At 60.1% G+C, this 17364-nt stretch carries 16 protein-coding genes; 8 read left to right on the forward strand and 8 right to left on the reverse strand.

What is annotated here, in order from left to right; genetic code table 11:
- Positions 1–90 precede the first annotated feature (90 nt).
- The 4 genes from ATY79_RS01245 to ATY79_RS01260 all read left to right on the forward strand — a co-directional run bounded on the left by ATY79_RS01245 (position 91) and on the right by ATY79_RS01260 (position 4330).
- The gene (locus ATY79_RS01245; protein ID WP_088703003.1) at positions 91–1926 is read left to right on the forward strand and encodes an IlvD/Edd family dehydratase; all 1836 of its coding nucleotides are present in this window, start codon (positions 91–93) and stop codon (positions 1924–1926) included.
- Between the two features lie 240 nt (positions 1927–2166).
- A complete protein-coding gene (locus ATY79_RS01250; RefSeq protein ID WP_088702721.1) occupies positions 2167–3327 on the forward strand; it encodes a fumarylacetoacetate hydrolase family protein in 1161 nt (386 codons plus the stop codon).
- Between the two features lie 117 nt (positions 3328–3444).
- Positions 3445–3717 carry a hypothetical protein gene (locus ATY79_RS01255; RefSeq protein WP_088702722.1) on the forward strand — a complete coding sequence of 91 codons (273 nt, stop codon included), beginning with the start codon at positions 3445–3447 and terminating at the stop codon, positions 3715–3717.
- A gap of 160 nt (positions 3718–3877) precedes the next feature.
- Positions 3878–4330, forward strand: a complete 453-nt coding sequence (locus ATY79_RS01260; protein WP_088702723.1) for a helix-turn-helix transcriptional regulator — start codon at positions 3878–3880, stop codon at positions 4328–4330.
- A 71-nt stretch (positions 4331–4401) separates the two neighbouring features.
- Here the strand turns inward: ATY79_RS01260 and pepT are convergent, their stop codons facing one another.
- A complete protein-coding gene (gene pepT / locus ATY79_RS01265; protein WP_088702724.1) occupies positions 4402–5634 on the reverse strand; it encodes a peptidase T in 1233 nt (410 codons plus the stop codon).
- Positions 5635–5876: 242 nt separating this feature from the next.
- Between pepT and ATY79_RS01270 the strand changes: the two genes are divergently transcribed.
- Positions 5877–6128, forward strand: coding sequence for a YMGG-like glycine zipper-containing protein (locus tag ATY79_RS01270; protein WP_088702725.1), 252 nt, complete (start codon positions 5877–5879; stop codon positions 6126–6128).
- 63 nt (positions 6129–6191) lie between these two features.
- On the opposite strand, the gene ATY79_RS01275 is transcribed toward ATY79_RS01270, so the two are convergent.
- The 4 genes from ATY79_RS01275 to ATY79_RS01290 are packed head-to-tail and all read right to left on the reverse strand — an operon-like array spanning position 6192 to position 10245.
- Positions 6192–7034 carry an ABC transporter permease subunit gene (locus tag ATY79_RS01275; protein ID WP_088702726.1) on the reverse strand — a complete coding sequence of 281 codons (843 nt, stop codon included), beginning with the start codon at positions 7032–7034 and terminating at the stop codon, positions 6192–6194.
- Positions 7035–7036: 2 nt separating this feature from the next.
- Complete coding sequence (locus ATY79_RS01280) at positions 7037–7915, reverse strand: ABC transporter permease subunit (RefSeq protein ID WP_088702727.1); 879 nt, start codon at positions 7913–7915, stop codon at positions 7037–7039.
- A complete protein-coding gene (locus ATY79_RS01285) occupies positions 7912–9012 on the reverse strand; it encodes an ABC transporter ATP-binding protein (RefSeq protein WP_088702728.1) in 1101 nt (366 codons plus the stop codon). The genes ATY79_RS01280 and ATY79_RS01285 overlap by 4 nt, the downstream gene beginning before the upstream one ends.
- A 57-nt stretch (positions 9013–9069) precedes the next feature.
- Entirely contained in the window at positions 9070–10245 is a 1176-nt protein-coding gene (locus ATY79_RS01290) for an extracellular solute-binding protein (RefSeq protein ID WP_088702729.1), read from the reverse strand.
- A gap of 209 nt (positions 10246–10454) precedes the next feature.
- Here ATY79_RS01290 and ATY79_RS01295 point away from each other — a divergent pair, with 209 nt between their 5' ends.
- From ATY79_RS01295 to ATY79_RS01305, 3 genes are all read left to right on the forward strand, one after another.
- Positions 10455–11177 (forward strand): GntR family transcriptional regulator, encoded by a 723-nt coding sequence (locus ATY79_RS01295; RefSeq protein ID WP_088702730.1) that lies wholly within the window; start codon positions 10455–10457, stop codon positions 11175–11177.
- A gap of 41 nt (positions 11178–11218) precedes the next feature.
- On the forward strand, positions 11219–12406 hold the full coding sequence (gene uxuA, locus ATY79_RS01300; protein ID WP_088702731.1) for a mannonate dehydratase: 1188 nt from the start codon (positions 11219–11221) through the stop codon (positions 12404–12406).
- A gap of 540 nt (positions 12407–12946) precedes the next feature.
- Positions 12947–13618, forward strand: a complete 672-nt coding sequence (locus ATY79_RS01305) for a GGDEF domain-containing protein (RefSeq protein WP_245312290.1) — start codon at positions 12947–12949, stop codon at positions 13616–13618.
- Between the two features lie 206 nt (positions 13619–13824).
- Here the strand turns inward: ATY79_RS01305 and ATY79_RS01310 are convergent, their stop codons facing one another.
- Genes ATY79_RS01310 through ATY79_RS01320 form a run of 3 tightly spaced genes read right to left on the reverse strand, consistent with a single transcriptional unit; the run spans position 13825 to position 17362 of the window.
- Complete coding sequence (locus ATY79_RS01310; RefSeq protein ID WP_189637938.1) at positions 13825–14946, reverse strand: glycoside hydrolase; 1122 nt, start codon at positions 14944–14946, stop codon at positions 13825–13827.
- Positions 14947–14967: 21 nt separating this feature from the next.
- A complete protein-coding gene (locus tag ATY79_RS01315) occupies positions 14968–16140 on the reverse strand; it encodes a polysaccharide pyruvyl transferase family protein (protein WP_088702733.1) in 1173 nt (390 codons plus the stop codon).
- Between the two features lie 40 nt (positions 16141–16180).
- Positions 16181–17362 carry a polysaccharide pyruvyl transferase family protein gene (locus ATY79_RS01320; RefSeq protein WP_088702734.1) on the reverse strand — a complete coding sequence of 394 codons (1182 nt, stop codon included), beginning with the start codon at positions 17360–17362 and terminating at the stop codon, positions 16181–16183.
- Positions 17363–17364 lie beyond the last annotated feature (2 nt).

A 17364-nucleotide genomic window follows, 5' to 3' on the forward strand; every position in this document is an offset into this window, starting at 1 on the left:
GCATATCAAAATGCGAAAGACTGATTATACATTCCTGTATCGATCAGCTAAGTGCATGACAACAACCGCGTCAACGCAAGGAAATTCATCGTGGTAGAGAAGACCCCCTCCCCGAATCAGAATGCAGTTCAAGCGCAGGACGGATCGCGCCAGCTTCGCTCCAAGGCGTGGTTCGACAATCTCGCAAACCCTGACATGACCGCGCTCTACCTCGAGCGTTACATGAACTTCGGTCTCAGCCAGGAAGAACTGCAGTCGGGACGGCCGATCATCGGCATCGCACAGACCGGCTCGGATCTGTCGCCGTGCAACCGTCACCACATCGAACTCGCCAAGCGCGTCCGCGAAGGTATTCGTGACGCTGGTGGTATCGCGATCGAATTTCCGGTGCATCCGATCCAGGAAACGGGTAAGCGCCCGACCGCGGGTCTCGACCGCAACCTTTCCTACCTCGGCCTTGTCGAGGTCCTCTACGGCTATCCGCTGGATGGCGTTGTCCTGACGATCGGTTGCGACAAGACGACACCGGCCTGTCTTATGGCCGCGGCGACCGTCAACATTCCGGCCATCGCGCTTTCGGTCGGCCCGATGCTGAACGGCTGGTTCCGTGGCGAACGCACGGGCTCGGGCACGATTGTCTGGAAAGCTCGCGAGATGATGGCGCGCGGCGAAATCGACTATCAGGGCTTCGTCAAGCTCGTCGCATCGTCCGCCCCCTCGACCGGTTATTGCAATACCATGGGTACTGCGACCACGATGAACTCGCTTGCCGAAGCACTTGGCATGCAACTGCCGGGCGGCGCGGCAATTCCGGCGCCCTACCGCGACCGTCAGGAAGTTTCTTATGAAACCGGCCTGCGCATCGTCGAAATGGTTCGCGAAGACCTAAAGCCTTCCGACATCCTGACCAAGGAGGCCTTCATCAACGCGATCAAGGTCAACTCTGCGATCGGCGGTTCCACCAATGCACCGATCCATCTCAATGCGCTTGCGCGCCATGTCGGTGTCGAGCTGACGGTTGACGACTGGCAGACCTACGGTGAAGAAATCCCGCTGCTCGTCAACCTGCAGCCGGCCGGCGAATATCTCGGCGAGGACTATTATCATGCCGGTGGCGTTCCCGCCGTCATGGGCGAACTGATCAAGCATGACCTCCTCCACACAGGTGCGATGACCGTTAACGGCAAGACCGTCGGCGAGAACTACACCACGGCAACGATCGAAGACGACAAGGTCATTCGCCCGTTCGAGCGTCCGCTCAAGGAGCGCGCCGGGTTCCGCGTGCTGCGCGGCAACCTGTTCTCGTCGGCGATCATGAAGACCAGCGTGATCTCGCCGGAGTTCCGTCAGCGTTATCTTTCGAACCCGAATGATCCGGAAGCCTTCGTCGGCCGCGCGGTCGTCTTCGACGGACCGGAAGATTACCATCATCGAATCGACGATCCGTCGCTGGCGATCGACGCTTCGACGGTCCTGTTCATGCGCGGAGCCGGCCCGATCGGCTACCCGGGTGCTGCCGAGGTCGTCAACATGCGCGCGCCGGACTACCTGTTGAAGCAGGGCATCAGCTCCCTGCCCTGCATCGGTGACGGTCGCCAGTCCGGCACGTCTGGTTCCCCCTCGATCCTCAACGCTTCGCCGGAAGCGGCAGCCGGCGGCGGGCTTGCATTGCTCAAGACCGGTGATCAGGTTCGCATCGACCTAAAGAAGGGCACTGCCGACATTCTTATCAGCGACGAGGAGCTTGCGGAACGACGCAAGGCGCTCGAGGCTGCCGGCGGTTATGTCTATCCCGAGAGCCAGACGCCCTGGCAGGAAATCCAGCGCACCTATGTCGGCCAGATGGAAACCGGCGCCGTGCTTGAGCCTGCCGTCAAGTACCAGCGCATTGCCCAGACCAAGGGCATTCCGCGCGACAACCACTAAGCCATTGGCGCGCTTGCAGCAGCAAGCGTTCGTGAAGATAGTCTGATTAAGTACCAAGGGCGCGATGCCATCTGCGGCATCGCGCCCTTTCTCGTTTTTAACAACGAGGACGAGATTGCCCGGTTTTGACCTTGCCGACCCGCATCTATTGTGGTCGATTTTGCCGTGCCGCTGGGTTGGAGGGCGGCTGGTTCGTTTTGATTTTGAGCGCCTCCATCGCTCGCGTGACGGAACATATCGATGTCTTACACTCTTCTGGATTTTGCCGCCGCCGGCGGATTGTTTGTCGGTCGTGCCTGGAACCCTGCTGTCCAGGGCCCGAGCGTCGTGGTGGTTCGGGACGGTCAGTTGCTCGACATCACCTCCAAAGCTGTGCCGACGTTGAGCGCGCTCCTCGAGCAAGCCGACCCCGCCGGCTTCGTGGGCGCCGCGCATGGCCCTGTGCTCGCCACACTGGAGGATGTCGGGGCAAGTGGCATGGGAAAGGCTGACCCATCCCGCGTCCACCTGCTTGCTCCCGCCGACCTTCAGACAATCAAGGCCTGTGGCGTAACCTTTGCCCAGTCGATGATCGAACGCGTGATCGAAGAGAAGGCTGCAGGAAATCCCGATCGCGCCGCCGCGATCCGCGAGCGCATCAGCACGGAAATTGGCGGTACCCTGAACAATCTGAAGGCAGGTTCGCCGGAAGCCTCGAAGGTCAAGCAGGCGCTGATCGAAGAAGGCATGTGGTCCCAATATCTCGAGGTCGGCATCGGCCCGGACGCCGAGGTGTTCACGAAGTCGCCGGTGCTATCGTCCGTCGGCTGGGGTGCCGATGTCGGCCTGCACCCGATCTCGACCTGGAACAACCCGGAGCCGGAGATCGTGCTTGCCGTCAACAGCCGTGGCGAAATCAAGGGCGCAACACTCGGCAACGACGTCAATCTGCGCGACGTCGAAGGCCGCTCTGCACTCTTGCTCGGCAAGGCAAAGGATAACAATGCGTCCTGCTCGATAGGTCCTTTCATCCGCCTCTTTGACGAAGGCTATGGCCTCGATCACGTGCGCAGCGCCGAACTCGATCTGAAAGTCACAGGGACAGACGGGTTCGTTCTTCGCGGGAAGAGTTCGATGTCGAAGATCAGCCGTGATCCGACGGATCTCGTCAAGCAGACCTGCGGGCCTCACCATCAGTACCCGGATGGTTTCATGCTGTTCCTAGGGACGCTGTTTGCCCCGACACAGGATCGTGACACGCCGAACCAGGGCTTCACCCACAAGGTGGGCGATGTCGTCGAAATTTCGGCGGCCGGCCTCGGCGCGCTCGTCAATACCGTACGGCTTTCGACCGAGTGCCCTCCCTGGACGTTCGGTATCACTGCCCTGATGGCAAATCTTGCAAAGCGGGGCCTGTTATAGACGTTGGGGCAAGCAAAGCGGCGGACCTGCTGCATTCTTGTGCCGCACCGCATCTGTTCCGGCGCAGTTGATCGCATATATGCCTTTGGGAATGAAGCGGAACTGTTTGGGTGTGCCATGAAGAAGGCCCTTGTGTTGATCGGTGTGCTCGCGCTTGTCGGGTGCACGATGAAGGACTTTTCCTCGCCAGGTCTCGATCCAATCCCCGGCAGCGTCACCTATGGTGGCCAGCCGCGCACCAAGCTGACGAAATCCCCGCCCGGGTCGACCTTCCCGCACAACTTCATTGACGAGTGGGGCCGACAGGTCGATGAGACCTACATGATACAACCCGATCGGTCGCTGAAGATCGTGCACAGGGAAATCCGGCCAATTCGCTTCAACCGCTGAGCGCCGCGCTTCTTAGTCACCTTCTCTCGGATGATATTATCCGCGCCGTACGAACTAACAATTGAATTTAGTCGACGGCTAATACACATTTCATAGGAGTGCTGTATACCGGAGGTCGAGCGATGATCGCGACGCCAGCCCGGCACATGGAAACATCAAGATGAATGCAAAGACGCCGAATGCCATCGATATCTATGTCGGTTCTCGCGTGAGGATGCGCAGACAACTGCTCGGTCTTAGCCAAGAAAGATTAGCCGATCAGATAGGTGTTACATTCCAGCAGGTGCAGAAATACGAGAAAGGCCTGAACCGGATCGGTGCCAGCCGACTGCAACGGATTGCCGACGTACTGAGCACGTCCCCGAGCTTCTTCTTTCAACAGGACGACTCCGAGCCACAAAGCTTGGCCGGATCCGAGATGACGGTTGCGGCCGACCCAGTTGCCGAATTCCTGCATTCGAAAGAAGGCCTCGCCCTCAACCGCGCCTTCCTGCAAATCACCGATACGCAGCTGCGCGAGAAGATTGTCGCCTTGGTCAAAGCGATGGCCCAGGCGCAGGAGGGACGTGACGTTGTGACCAGGCGATCGAAGCCAGGCGCGACTTTCGCCTGAGAGGAATGCAACGGAGCCCGCGAGACGAACACGCGACCCGGTCGTTACAAGTGGACAACCTTCTTCGCAGCCTAAGCTCGCTCTTCCCATAGCTTTGCAAGTTCGACGAGGGTGGCGACGGCCTTCTCCATGTCCTGCCTGCTGATCCATTCGCGCGGCGAGTGGAAGGCATGCCCTCCGGCGAAAATGTTCGGGCACGGCAATCCCATGAAGGAGAGACGCGACCCGTCCGTTCCACCTCGGATGCTGCCACGGATGGGCGACATGCCGGCTCGCCGGATGGCTTCGACAGCGTTCTCGACGATCTGAGGATGGCGATCGAGCACGACCTTCATATTGCGATACTGCTGCTTGACGACGAAAGTGTAGGAAGAACCGGGATAGGCGGCCATCACCTCCTGTACCAAGGCTTCAAGACGCTTCTCCTTGTCGCGGAGACCTGCCTCCTCGAAGTCGCGGACGATGAGGCTGATGGCCGCCTTTTCCATCGAGCCGGTCACGCTGGTCGGATGAATGAACCCTTCTCGTCCTTCGGTCGTCTCGGGTGCGGCATACTTCGGCAACCGGTCGATGATCGCAGCTGCGATCTTGATCGCATTTTCCATTTTGCCCTTGGCAAAGCCCGGATGGATGGCAACACCCTCGATGACAATCTCGACGCCATCGGCCGAAAACGTCTCATCTTCGACGTACCCGGCTGTTTCGCCGTCCATCGTATAGGCAAACTGGGCACCAAGTTTCGCCAGATCCACCTTGTCGACGCCGCGGCCGATCTCCTCGTCCGGTGTAAAAAGCAACTTGATGGTTCCGTGCTTAATATCCGGATTACTCACGAGGATCTGCGCTGCCGTCATGATCTCGGCAATGCCTGCCTTGTCGTCGGCGCCAAGCAGCGTCGTTCCGTCGGTCGTCACGATATCGTTGCCAATCTGGTCGTTGAGCGCCGGGTTGTCGCTGACCCTTATGACCTGCTTCCTGTCACCGGAAAGCTGAATGTCGCCGCCCTGATAATTGTGCACGATCTGGGGCTTCACGTTTCTTCCAGTGAAGTCGGGTGCCGTGTCCATATGCGAGCAAAGGCATATGATCGGAACCGCTTTGTCGGTGTTTGAGGCAACGGTCGCATAGACGTAGCCGTGTTCGTCCAGATGCGCATCGGATAGGCCCATTGCCAATAGTTCGTCGACCAGCAAACGACCGAGCTCCTTCTGCTTCATGGTCGACGGCTGCGTCGACGATGCCGAATCCGATTGGGTATCAATAACGACATAGCGAAGAAAGCGATCGAGGACGGTATCGGTCATGGCAGGTCCATTCGATGTTTGGGCGTCGCCCCGGTATAGCCTTCGGGAATGCGTTGTGAACAGAGGTTTTCAGGGCCGAGGAGGTCATTTGACAACAAATGGCTCTCTTGCCGCGCGGCCGGGGGAGACTAAAGTAAAGAGATGCAGAGGAAAGGTGCGTCGGACTTAAGTCCGATGGAACGCAAAGACTGCGGCCTTAGTTCTGGTCCGGTAAACCAAAGACATAATGGTAGGAGTGTCAGATGAGAAAAATTATTCTGGTTGGCGCATTTATGGGTGCATTGGCGTCGTGCACGGCCACCGAAAAGGGCACGGCAATCGGAGCGGGCACGGGCGCCATCATCGGCGGTGCCGTCAGCCACAGCTGGGGCGGCGCAGCCATTGGCGCTGTTGCAGGCGGTGTGGCAGGCGCTCTGATCGGACGCTCGACCGAGCGCCGCGGCTATTGTGTTTACCGTGATCGGTACGGCCGCAGGTATGAGGCGCGCTGCTAATAGCGCCGCCGCAAGGCCGCCTCTTTCTAAGGAGGAGGCGGCCTGCATTTGACAAGACCCGAACTAGTGGGCGCTTTGCTGTTTTGCCCTTGCAACGATCTGCGTCGGGTTCACGAACTGCAAGGCGAGAATGAGCCAGAACAATGTCGTGACCATATAGACCACCGCCATTGCATCGATCGACTGCCCGGCACGAACGCCGGAGGCAAAGACAGCGTAGTAGAGTGATACCACCAGCGTTTGCGTCGTTGGCCCAGCAATCAGGAAGGTCAACTCGAACATCGCGATCGTGCGCACCAGCACAAGCAACAGTGCGGCCAGCATCCCCGGCAGAAGCAGCGGCAGCAGGATACGGACGAAAAGGCTCGTCGTGCCTGCACCAAACACCCGTGCGGCGGCTTCGATACGCGGGTCGATCTGTTCGATGAAGGGGATCATGACGAGAACGACAAAGGGTAGCGACGGCACGATGTTGATCAACACGACGCCCCAGAAGGTGCCGCCAAGCCCCAGCTGGTAAAGGAGGGTTGCGAGCGGGATGCCGTAGGTCAGCGGCGGAATGAGCAACGGCAGCAGGAACAGCAAAACGACCAGACGCTTTCCGGGAAAATCGCGGCGTGCCAGCGCATAAGCAGTCGTGACGCCGAGAATTCCGGAGATGAAGACGACCGTAAAGACGATCTCGAAGGTGACGAGAACGACGCTCGATAGTTGGAATTCCTTCCAGGCGCTGAAATACCAGCGCGTCGTCCAGCCGGCAGGCAGCCATGTGCCAAGCCAGCGCGTCGCGAAGGAATTGACGATGACGGCGGCGATGACTGCAAGCAGATTGAGGACAAAGAGGATGGCCAGCGCCCAAATGGAAAAGCGCCAGATCTTCGAGGTGAGGCCCTGATCTCGGATCATGACTAGCCTTTCGTTCCGCCGGCCGGGCCGCGGTAAAAGAGTGAACGTGTGGCCATTACCGCCAGCACGACGACCAGTTCCACGCCGCCCATGATCAGTGCAATCGCCGAACCGAGCGAATGATCATATTGCTCGAAGGCTGCCTGATAGGCCGCAATCGAGATGACACGGGTCGGGCCGGCGGGCGCTCCCAAGAGCACAGCAGAAGGAAAGACTGCGAAGGCCTGAACAAAGGCGAGACAGAAGGTGACGGCAAGCCCCGGGACGAGAAGCGGCAGAAAGACGCGGAAGAAGCGTTGGCGCGGTCCAGCACCCAACGTCGCCGCGGCCTGCTCAATCGCCGGATCGATGCCGGTGACGTAAGACAGCGTCAACAGGAAGGCGAAGGGAAAGCCGGTGATCAGAAGCGAGGCAAAGACGCCCCAGTAATTGTTGGTGAGCTTCACCGGCGCGTCGAGAATGCCGAGCATCAAGAGCGTATGATTGAACCAGCCGCGCGGACCGAGAAACGTCAACAGGCCGTCGGCGACGAAGACCGTGCCGAGCGTGATGGGCAAGACGAGGATGGTGGTAAGCAGCCGCTGCCTGCGCATCAGGCGCACGCGCAGCGCCACCGGCACGGCAAAGGCGAGGTTGATCACGGTGACCGGCAGCGCCAGCCACAGCGTCGCGGCGATGGTCCGGTACTGGAATGGATCGCTGAAGAACTTCGTGTAGTTGGCATACCACGCGCCCTCCCTCGGCATGAGGGAAACGGCAACCCCATAAAGAAAGGGGTAGACAAAGAGCGCGAGCATGAAGATCAGCCCTGGCAAGAGCAGGAGCGTCGTGCCATCGAGACCTCGGGCTCCAAGTCGTGTTTGTAGCGATGGGCCGGTCATCCCGCTCTCCCTGCAAAGACGAGCGCCCGACCGACGGCCGGTTGCAGCCTGGTCGACGCGCCGCGCGCCAACGGCTCATCTGCGCGGAAATAGAGTTCCGAACCGTCCGCGGCCCGCGCCATGCCGAAGAAAGCGCGCCCGCGATACTCCATGCTGCTGACGGTGGCGACGATCCCCTCGCCGCTTGAAGCGACAAGATCCTCCGGGCGAACGGACAGGATGGCTGCGTCGCCGACGCTAAGCGGCGAGCGCATCGTGCCGACGAGCCTCGCGCCGGCGACCTCGATCTCAGCCTCTTCGGTTGAGACGCGCGTAATGCGGCCCGCAACACGCGTCCTGAAGCCCATGAAATCCGCAACCTCGACATTGACGGGGCGCTGGTAGAGATCCTGCGGCGAGCCGATCTGTTCGATATTGCCCTGGCTCATGACGACGATGCGATCGGCAAGCGACAGCGCCTCGTCCTGGTCATGCGTAACATAGATGGTCGTGGAGCCGATCTGGTCGTGAATGCCGCGAATTTCGGCGCGCATCTCAAGCCGCAGTTTCGCGTCGAGGTTCGACAGCGGCTCGTCCATCAGCACGATCGGGGGACGGATGACGATGGCGCGGGCGATCGCCACGCGCTGCTGTTGGCCACCGGAGAGCTGACCCGGCAACTTCTCGGCCTGACTTTCAAGGCGCACCAGCGCCAGGGCATCGCGGATGCGCTGATCGGCTTGCGGACCCTTGATGCCCTGCATGGCAAGGCCGAATCCGACGTTCTTGCGCACGCTCATATGCGGAAACAGTGCGTAGCTCTGGAAGACCATGCCAAAGCCACGGCGCTCGGGTTCGAGCTGGTCGATGCGTGTGCCGCCAAGGCGAATTTCGCCGCCGGTCAGGGCCAGCAAGCCGGCGATGCAGTTGAGCGCCGTCGACTTGCCGCAGCCGGATGGGCCAAGCAGGGCCACGAATTCTCCTGGCTCGATTGCAAGATCGATGCCGTTCAGGGCATTGAACGCTCCGAATGCGCGACGCATCCCATCGAGTTCCAGGCGTGCGGTCTTGCGCATCGGCGCGGTGGCATTCGAAACCGAGGTCAAACCAATCTCCATCTGCAAAATGAGGTTGCCGGCCCGAGGCGCAATCCCGGGCCGGCCGATGTCCTTTTATCAGCCCTTCTTGGCGCCGATCTTCTCGTCCCAGATGCGGAAGGCTTCAACGAGCTGTTTCGGTTGAAGCGGAACCTCCAGGGGATTGTTGGCGATCCAGTCGGCATATTCCGGCCGGCCGAACTCCTTGATCGTGTCCTGGCTTTCCTGCGGCGCCATCTCGAGGGTGACGTCCTTGACGGCCGGGCCCGGATAGAAATAGCCGGCGTCGTAGGCGATCGCCTGCTGCTTTGGCTGCAGGATATAGTTGAGGACGTCGATCAGCACGCCGGTCTTTTCGTCCGAGACACCCTTCGGGATCACGGCATAGTGGGCATCGGTGACCCAATGGAAGCCATCGAGCTTTTGCACCTTCGCCTCGGCTGGAACAATGCCGAGCGCGCGCGGATTGATGTCCCAGCCTGTCGTCGAAACCACGATGTCGCGCGTCCCCTCGCCAAGTTCCTTCATCACCTGGCCGGTTCCTGTCGGATAGTACTCGATGTGTTCGCCAAGCGCTGCGAGATAGTCCCAAGTCCTGGCCCAGCCCTTGGCAGGATCGCGCGGGTCGCTGTCACCAAGGAGATATGGCAGTCCCATGAGGAAGGTACGGCCAGGGCCAGAATTGGCCGGCCGGGCATAGATGAAGCGGTTCTTGTTGGCCTTTGCCCAGTCAAGCAGTTCTTGCGCCGATTTTGGCGGTGTGGGCACCTTGTCGGGCATATATTCGATGAGCGGGCCGGACGGGTAATAGGTGATGACAACGCCCTCATTCTTGGCAAGAGCCTGCATCTTGAAAGCCTGCGGCTGCAGGATCTGCTCGAGGTTGGGAAGCTGCGACTTATGTGCTGAGAGATCGATCCAGAGGCCCTGATCAAGACCCGCAGACAGTGCGTCCGTGCCGGTCAGAACGAGATCGATATCGACTTTGCCGGCCGCCTGCTGCGCCTTGATCTTGCCAGGCAGCTCAGGTGCCGGCGCCTTCGTGAAGGCAAAGCTGGAGACCCAGTCGGCCTTTTCGGCCGCATAGGCTTCAAACATTTTCTGCGTCAGCGCCAGGTTGCCGGCAACGTCGGCAATCGTGATGGTGACCGGGCTTGCCGGTTTCTTCGCCTGGGCAAAGACCTTCAAGGGCAGCATGGTTGCGACAGCGGCGCCCGCCGCGGTACCGACAAATGTTCTGCGGGTGACTTTCATTCTGTTTCTCCTCCTCTTGTTGCCGGACGCCGCCAATTCGGTGTGGTTGCGTCTTCGGCCGATCGCTGCAGGGGACCGGAACCTTGTCTCAAACTGTGTGAAACCTCCTGAAATGATTGCCAAAAACACCATTCCTCCACGGCGCTTCTTGGCAGTCGCAATAAATTGATATACTAGTATGCACAAACAAGTCAACGTCAGGGCACCTTATGCAGGCAGCAGTTGTTCCCGTTCCGGCGGCCATGCCTTCCGAAGCCGAAAGGCCAGCGAAGCTTCGCCGCGTGACGACGGCCGACGCGATCTTCGATCGGCTCTACGCGGATATTCTTGCTTTGCGGATACCACCTGGAATGCAGTTGCAGGAAAAGCGGATTGCCGAAGAGTTTGCGGTCAGCCGCACACCGGTGCGCGAAGCGTTGCTGCGACTGTCGGAAGGCGGTCTTGTCGATATCTACCCGCAATCCGGTACCGTCGTTTCGCGGGTGCCGGTCTCGGCAATTCCCGAGGCAGTGGTCGTTCGCAAGTCGCTCGAGGGCACGACCGTGGAGCGCGCTGCCGAGATTGCGACGGCAGCCGATATCGGCCGCCTCGATTCCATCATTGCGCGACAGAAATCGCTTGCAGCCCTTGGCGACACCTCGGCATTTCACGAGGAGGATGAGGCCTTCCACGAGGCCATTGCCGGCATTGCCGGGTATCCCGGCATCTGGACGATCCTCAAGACCGTCAAGGTTCAGATCGACAGGGCGCGACGTCTGACGCTGCCAGCACTTGGGCGCATGGACAATGTTGTGCACGAGCACGAGCTCATTCGCGACGCGATCGCCGCCCATGACGCGGAGAGCGCGCGCACGGCGATGACCCACCATCTGGGCGCCGTCATCCCTGATGTCGCCGAGCTTCGCACCCAATATCCGGATTATTTCTGCTGAGCCGATCAGCAAACAACGACAACGACCCCAAGGAGGAATAGATGCGCCAAGGTTGGAGATGGTTCGGGCCGGAAGCACCCGTAACGCTTGACGAAGTGCGCCAGACGGGAGCCACCAATATCGTTTCGTCGCTACACCAGGTCCCCATCGGCCGCGCCTGGACTGAAGGCGAAGTCCGTGAGCGTCAGGCGATGATCGAAACGACGCCGCCCGGGCGTTCGCGCCTGAGCTGGTCGGTCGTCGAAAGCATCCCGATCCCCGATGCGGTCAAGCGCAATGGCGCACGCGCCAAGGCGGAAATCGAGGCCTGGATCGCCAGCCTTGAGGCTGTTGCAGCCTGTGGGATACCTATCGTCTGCTACAACTTCATGCCCGTGGTCGACTGGACGCGCACCGAACTTGACCATGTGATCGACAGCGGCGCGACCGCCATGCGTTTCGATCATGAGAAGTTCGCGGCCTTCGATCTTTTCGTATTGAAGCGTGCCGGCGCCGAGCAGCAATATTCTCCCGAAGACATGAAGCGTGCGCGCGACGTGTTCGATGCGATGAGCGAAGCCGAGGTCGCGGAGATCACGCGGATCATAACCTCCGCCCTTCCCGGCTCGACAACCGAACCGCTGACGATCCCGCAGTTTCGTGAAAGGCTCGCCGCCTACGCCGGTATCGACGCTGCCAAGCTGCGCCAACACCTCATCGAATTTCTGCAGGCCGTGACACCGGCCGCCGCAGCCCGAGGTGTCAAACTGACATTGCATCCGGACGATCCACCGCGCTCCCTCTTCGGTCTGCCACGTATCGCTTCGACAGCCGACGACTATGCCGCACTCTTCGAAGCAGTCCCTTCAGAAGCAAACGGCATGTGCTACTGCACCGGCAGCCTTGGTGTGCGCGCCGACAACGACCTGCCGGCAATCGCCCGTCGCTTTGCGTCGCGGATTCATTTTGCGCATCTGCGCGCGACCAAGCGCGAGGGCGATGGCCGCACCTTCCATGAAAGCGCGCACCTTGAGGGCGACGTCGACATGGTTGCGGTTCTCAAGGAGCTTGTCGCCGAAGACCGCCAACGTCGGGCAAACGAGACGATCGTATTCCGCTCCGACCACGGCCATCGCATGCTCGATGATCTCAACAAGAATGTGACGCCAGGCTATCCCGCGATCGGACGTTTGCGCGGCCTGGCGGAGCTTCGCGGCATACTCTACGCGCTGGGCGCGAAGCCGACGTGATTGCGCCCTACCGCTTAGGACCTACAGTGTCCTTTGCGGATGACGGCACCTCCTCCTGCCGTCCATGACATCAGCTGCTGACCGACGTCGAGCAGACGCAGTAAACCGCCTGAAGTAAGCACTTCAGGCGGTATGCAGATCGTAAACGTCCTGGAATATTGCACGCACCCGCGCATGAACATGAGAATGCGTCGGGGTGCTGTTTGGAAAGACCGCGGCGCCATCGCAATTTCGACGGGATGCCCATCCTTATAAACAAGCCGCTGCTCTTTTGGCCTGAACGCCACCGACGCGGAACATGCGAATGGGTTTCTTAAACAGGCGCATAGATCTTGGCCATGCAGGCCTTAAAATTCTGAGTGGCTATACCTAAAATGCCGTCAGATTAATTCACCTGCTATTTGCGCCGAATCTGTCAAATATAGCGACCACTGCAATAGCTCCGTTTAACCGATGACTCTGCAATTTAAATTTCGCCCAGCCGCAATAGTCCCGCATCTCAAGAATGCAACGCTCGGCGCCCTTACCTGGGCGGGTGTGATGACCGGGGTCGTCTTCTTGTTAAGCCTGCTTGTTCCCGAACGTCCGTTTTGGGCAGAATTGGTCGCTGTGGCGTTGATATCGGCGGCTATTACATTTCCGCTGCAATTTGCGCTTCACCGACGCAAAAAAGCGCTTCGTGATCTCCAGATAGAACTTCAACACGCCCTCCATCATGATCCCGTCATAGTTACACTGCGTGCCGACGAATTTGCGACCTCGGTCGAGCATGTGATAGACCGCAGGCGCGTGAGCACCACGGAAAGCCCGGATGGCGTCATGCTCGTTGTCAGGGTCGGCAATTTCGATGAGATCGGTCGCCGCTATGGACCGGAATGGGCCGATACACTGCTTCAATCGATTGCTCGGATCGTGCATTCTTCCGTGCGCCATGGTGATCTCGTCGCCCGCCTTGCCTCCGACGAACTCGGGATCTATCTGCCAAGCACCACAACGGAAAATGTCAGCGACATCTGCGAGCGCATCCGCGCTCGGGTATACGAAACCACCTTCATAGCTGGACAAGAGCGGCAGATATCCGTGACGGTGCGGTTTGGCGGCACCAGGGTCGGGGACCAGTCCGCCTTCCAGGCGCTCTGCCAGGCTGCCAACAGCGCTGCCCTTGCGGAAGAAAAGGATGGCCCGCTGCTTTTCCGGGAATTGTTTTCGTAAAAGGGGCTGATCCCATAGACACGTTCCGGCTATGAGAGACGGCCGTATCGGCGGACACGACAAGCTGGGGGTACAAGGACGCCGGTGCCAGCCAGCAGGTCTCCGGCCTGGCCACCTCAGGCTCGGCGTCTCAAGGTAAACGCTTAAGGTGGGGCTATCCGCGTGCCCGCTCCATCAAAGCCAGGCGACTTGGCGCCGGTTCCCGGTTACGGCGATCCTCTTGCCACCCCACCGCCAGTATTCGTTTCGGTGGCCGCGACTCCGGCTGCGCTTAAGACGCCGCAGCGCCAGACGCTGTAGACCGGTTGCGTATCCCAGTCATAGTAGAAGGCCGCGTCCAGCCTCCCTTTCTCCATCATTTCCGAGAAGGCGCGGCGCACGGCGCGGACCGCCTTTTCCCGCTCACGGTCGTCGAGCGGGCAAGAAAGCGCGGTGTTGGCAATACCCCATTCGGTCACCCAGCACGGCTTGCCCTGCCCTTCGGGCTGGCAAAAATCGAGGAGCGTCTTCACGTAGCGCGCAAGCGCCGTGTCACCTTTGCGCCCAGGGTAGACATGGATGCCGTAGCCATCGATTAGCGCATCGATCCCCCGCCTCCGCAGAAGCGAAATAAGCGACGAGGGATCGAGCCGTTCCATGCCACGGCGATCTGCCTCGGCAGTGCCGGCATCGGAAAGCCCGGCTGAAATGAGAAGCGCGTCGCCGCTGTGCACCGTGGCCCGCAATTCTTCCCGGGTGACGCGTATGGTGCCGATATAGGCGTCGAGGCCGCGCTCGAACGCCGAGCGATTTGCGACTTCCGAAACCCTGCGCGGCGTGCGCCGCCCAGGGTTTTCGTAGACGAGGAGGTCGCCATTGTAGGTGCTGTAATTTATCTCGTTTCCGGGCTCGACGGCGTCGATGCGGATGCCCATCTTGTCGATACGGCGAAGCGCCGCGCGCAGGTGCTCACGGTAAAGATCAAGGTTGATATCCGAAAGCCGTTGAACGTCCCAGACGCGGCCGAAACCGGTGCGAGGGCGCGTCTCGGACGGATAGTAGTCCTTGTTCCCGAGCTGGATCTCGAGCAGGATCTTCAGCCCGAGCCGGTCCGCAATTTCGAGCGCCTCGATGCTTTTGTCCACCGGCCTCGACAGTGAAAGTCGGACATGGGTGATGCCGCTTGCCGCGATCTCCTTCAGCACGCGCTCCTGATCGGCGCGCGAAAGCCATGCAAGGTTTACCCGGTTGATGCCGATGCGATCGGGGAGCACATCGTCCGCGTCCGCCGGCGGCGCCGGGGCCAAGGCCCACAGTGTTGTCAGCGCGCAAGCGAGTAGCGCGCGCATTTTCGGCCCCCCGTCATCCGCTCAAAGTCCGATCTGCCCAAGAGCATTTCGGAAGTTCGCCTCGCAGGCGCTATAGCGGTCAATCACGGCCTGCGTGTCGATCTTGCCTAAGAAATTGGCGAGATAGGCGCGCTTGTCCGCCTCCCTGTTCCAAGTGGCCGCCTCGATATATGGGAAGCCGATGAACTCCAGCATTTCCCGCATTCGGTCGTCGACCGCGATCATGAGCGCGGGCGTGCCGGCCTGCATGCCGATAATGCAGCCGTGGAAGCGACGACCGAAGCAGAGATCGCGCGCCGACATCGCGGTGCGCCACTGGTTCGTGTCGAAATAGACCAGCAGCTCATATGTCCGCTGCCATTTCTCCGAATGCTTGTACTCGGTCCCCCCGGTGATACGCCCGCTCGCCCGGTCATAGACGATGTCGTTGTCGTCGCCTGTCAGAAAGAGGTTGTAGGCAACCACTTCGTCCTGGACGACATAGCTTGCGACGCTGTCGGGCTTCAGCAGCGCGTGGGCATCGACGATCGTGTCGGCAACGCTGCCGAGATAGCCGCCGAAGGCGATTTTCTGGGCTTCCGCCAGTCCCGGATTGGCAAGCGCCGAAAGCGAGCGCCTCATGTCGTTCGGCGAGAAGTAGAGCGACGGGCAGCCCGTTGGCTTGACGAACTTCATTCCCTGCTCCCTCAGGAACTCGGCGGTGAAATAGCCGCGTGTCAGGAAGAAGCTTTCCTTGTTTCTCAAGACTTCCAGGAATTTCAGCGTGCCAGCCGGCAGTTGCTCCTTGAGACCCTCCTTGCGCTGGATGCCGATGCCCATCACCACAACCGGCATCTTCAGCTTGGCGAAGATCTCCGCTTCAAGGTCGGCCGAATAGCCGGGCCGCAGGAGATTGGCGGAGGCGAAGACGCACAAGTCGAATTCGCGGTTCACGCGTTCGTATAGCTCGTGCGAATCCCGATTGTTGGCGAGATGCCAGAACGGCAGATAGGTGACGTCATGGCCGCGCAGGCTTTCGGCCGCGCCTTCACCGATCAGGTAGTTGCCGGTGTTGGCGATCTTTCTGACTTGCGAGATCAGGTCTTTTCTGGTCCTGGCCTCGTCGAAATAGGGCCGGTGGATGACGGTCGTGCCGGAGACGTCCGCAATCGTCCGCTGCAGATAGGATGGGATTCCCGTAAGCAAGATACGCATAACTGTCCTTTGAACCGAAAAGAGATGACCCCGGGGGCCGCTAGTGTCCGATGCCGATTTCACGAAGTGTGGTGCGGAAGGCGCGCTCGCGGTCGGAATACCGGTCGACAAGTTCGCTCGTGTTGAGCTTTGCCAGATGATCGGCCACGAACTCGGCTCGGTTTTCCGCCTTGTCGATCTCGGTGATGTCGACGGCGGGCAGGCCGGTGAAGCCGAGCATCTCGCGCATGCGGTCGTCCACCGCCACCATCAGGCTCGGCACCGCCGCCTGCATGGCGATGATCGATCCGTGGAAACGACGACCGAGATTGAAGTCCATCGACGAGGCCCAGGCGCGCCACTGGTTCGTGTCGTAGAAAGTGCGAACCTCGAACCGCTGCTTCTCCCGCTCCGTGCCGGGATAGGCCAGATTGCCGATCATCAGGCCCGATGCGGAATCATAGACGCGCCCCTCGTTGTTGGGCTCCACCTTCATGTCGAAGTGGAGAAACTCGTCCTGCACGACGTATTGCGGAACGGTGTCGTTTGGGGCAAGCGCATTGGCGTCGAGGATCGCATCCTGATTGCCGCCAAGGTAACCTGAAAAGATCGTCCGCGCCTTGCCGATTTCCACGCTCGACAGCTTCGTCATCGACCGGCGCATGTTGTCCGGCATGAAATAGACGGAAGGGCAACCGGTCGGGCGCACGAAGGAGAAGCCCTGGTCCTTCAGGAAGCCGGCCGACTCGTGGCCGCGCGTCAGGAAGTAGTGCTCACGCTCCTTCAAGATGGCCAGGAGCCGCTTCGTTCCCTCTGGAAGATTGTTTTCCAGATCCTTGCGGTTTTGCAGGCCGATGCCGAGCATGACGATCGGCATGTTGAGCCGGCTGAGGACCTCAGCCTCGGCGTCGGCGGACAGCCCCTTGCGCAACAGGTTCGCGCAGGTGAAGACGCAGATGTCGAAGTTGGCGTTGAACTCGTCGAACCCGCTGCTGCCGTTCTTGCTCAAATTGTAGAGATGCCAGAAGGGAACCTGCTTCGCATGCGGCGCAAGCGCGCGCAGGGCGCCCTCACCGATGAGGTAGTTGCCGGTGTTGCTGATGTTGCTGAGCTCCTGCAGGAAATCCTCTTTCGATTCCGGCTGCTTCTGCCGCTCTGCATAGGAGACGGACAAGCCATGGGCGCCATTGGCAAGGCGCGTGTAGTGACCAGGAATACCCGTCACGAGAATTCGTGGACGCATTC

Source organism: Rhizobium sp. R693, assembly GCF_002211315.1.
Taxonomy (GTDB): domain Bacteria; phylum Pseudomonadota; class Alphaproteobacteria; order Rhizobiales; family Rhizobiaceae; genus Rhizobium.

What these genes read in the sequence shown, in the direction of transcription:
- ATY79_RS01280 (WP_088702727.1), bottom strand. Translation starts at nt 7,915, where the DNA reads ATGACCGGCCCATCGCTACAAACACGACTTGGAGCCCGAGGTCTCGAT.
- ATY79_RS01305 (WP_245312290.1), top strand. Translation starts at nt 12,947, where the DNA reads ATGACCGGGGTCGTCTTCTTGTTAAGCCTGCTTGTTCCCGAACGTCCG.
- ATY79_RS01255 (WP_088702722.1), top strand. Translation starts at nt 3,445, where the DNA reads ATGAAGAAGGCCCTTGTGTTGATCGGTGTGCTCGCGCTTGTCGGGTGC.
- ATY79_RS01320 (WP_088702734.1), bottom strand. Translation starts at nt 17,362, where the DNA reads ATGCGTCCACGAATTCTCGTGACGGGTATTCCTGGTCACTACACGCGC.
- ATY79_RS01285 (WP_088702728.1), bottom strand. Translation starts at nt 9,012, where the DNA reads ATGGAGATTGGTTTGACCTCGGTTTCGAATGCCACCGCGCCGATGCGC.
- ATY79_RS01315 (WP_088702733.1), bottom strand. Translation starts at nt 16,140, where the DNA reads ATGCGTATCTTGCTTACGGGAATCCCATCCTATCTGCAGCGGACGATT.
- ATY79_RS01270 (WP_088702725.1), top strand. Translation starts at nt 5,877, where the DNA reads ATGAGAAAAATTATTCTGGTTGGCGCATTTATGGGTGCATTGGCGTCG.
- ATY79_RS01260 (WP_088702723.1), top strand. Translation starts at nt 3,878, where the DNA reads ATGAATGCAAAGACGCCGAATGCCATCGATATCTATGTCGGTTCTCGC.
- uxuA (WP_088702731.1), top strand. Translation starts at nt 11,219, where the DNA reads ATGCGCCAAGGTTGGAGATGGTTCGGGCCGGAAGCACCCGTAACGCTT.
- ATY79_RS01290 (WP_088702729.1), bottom strand. Translation starts at nt 10,245, where the DNA reads ATGAAAGTCACCCGCAGAACATTTGTCGGTACCGCGGCGGGCGCCGCT.
- pepT (WP_088702724.1), bottom strand. Translation starts at nt 5,634, where the DNA reads ATGACCGATACCGTCCTCGATCGCTTTCTTCGCTATGTCGTTATTGAT.
- ATY79_RS01250 (WP_088702721.1), top strand. Translation starts at nt 2,167, where the DNA reads ATGTCTTACACTCTTCTGGATTTTGCCGCCGCCGGCGGATTGTTTGTC.
- ATY79_RS01295 (WP_088702730.1), top strand. Translation starts at nt 10,455, where the DNA reads ATGCAGGCAGCAGTTGTTCCCGTTCCGGCGGCCATGCCTTCCGAAGCC.
- ATY79_RS01310 (WP_189637938.1), bottom strand. Translation starts at nt 14,946, where the DNA reads ATGCGCGCGCTACTCGCTTGCGCGCTGACAACACTGTGGGCCTTGGCC.
- ATY79_RS01275 (WP_088702726.1), bottom strand. Translation starts at nt 7,034, where the DNA reads ATGATCCGAGATCAGGGCCTCACCTCGAAGATCTGGCGCTTTTCCATT.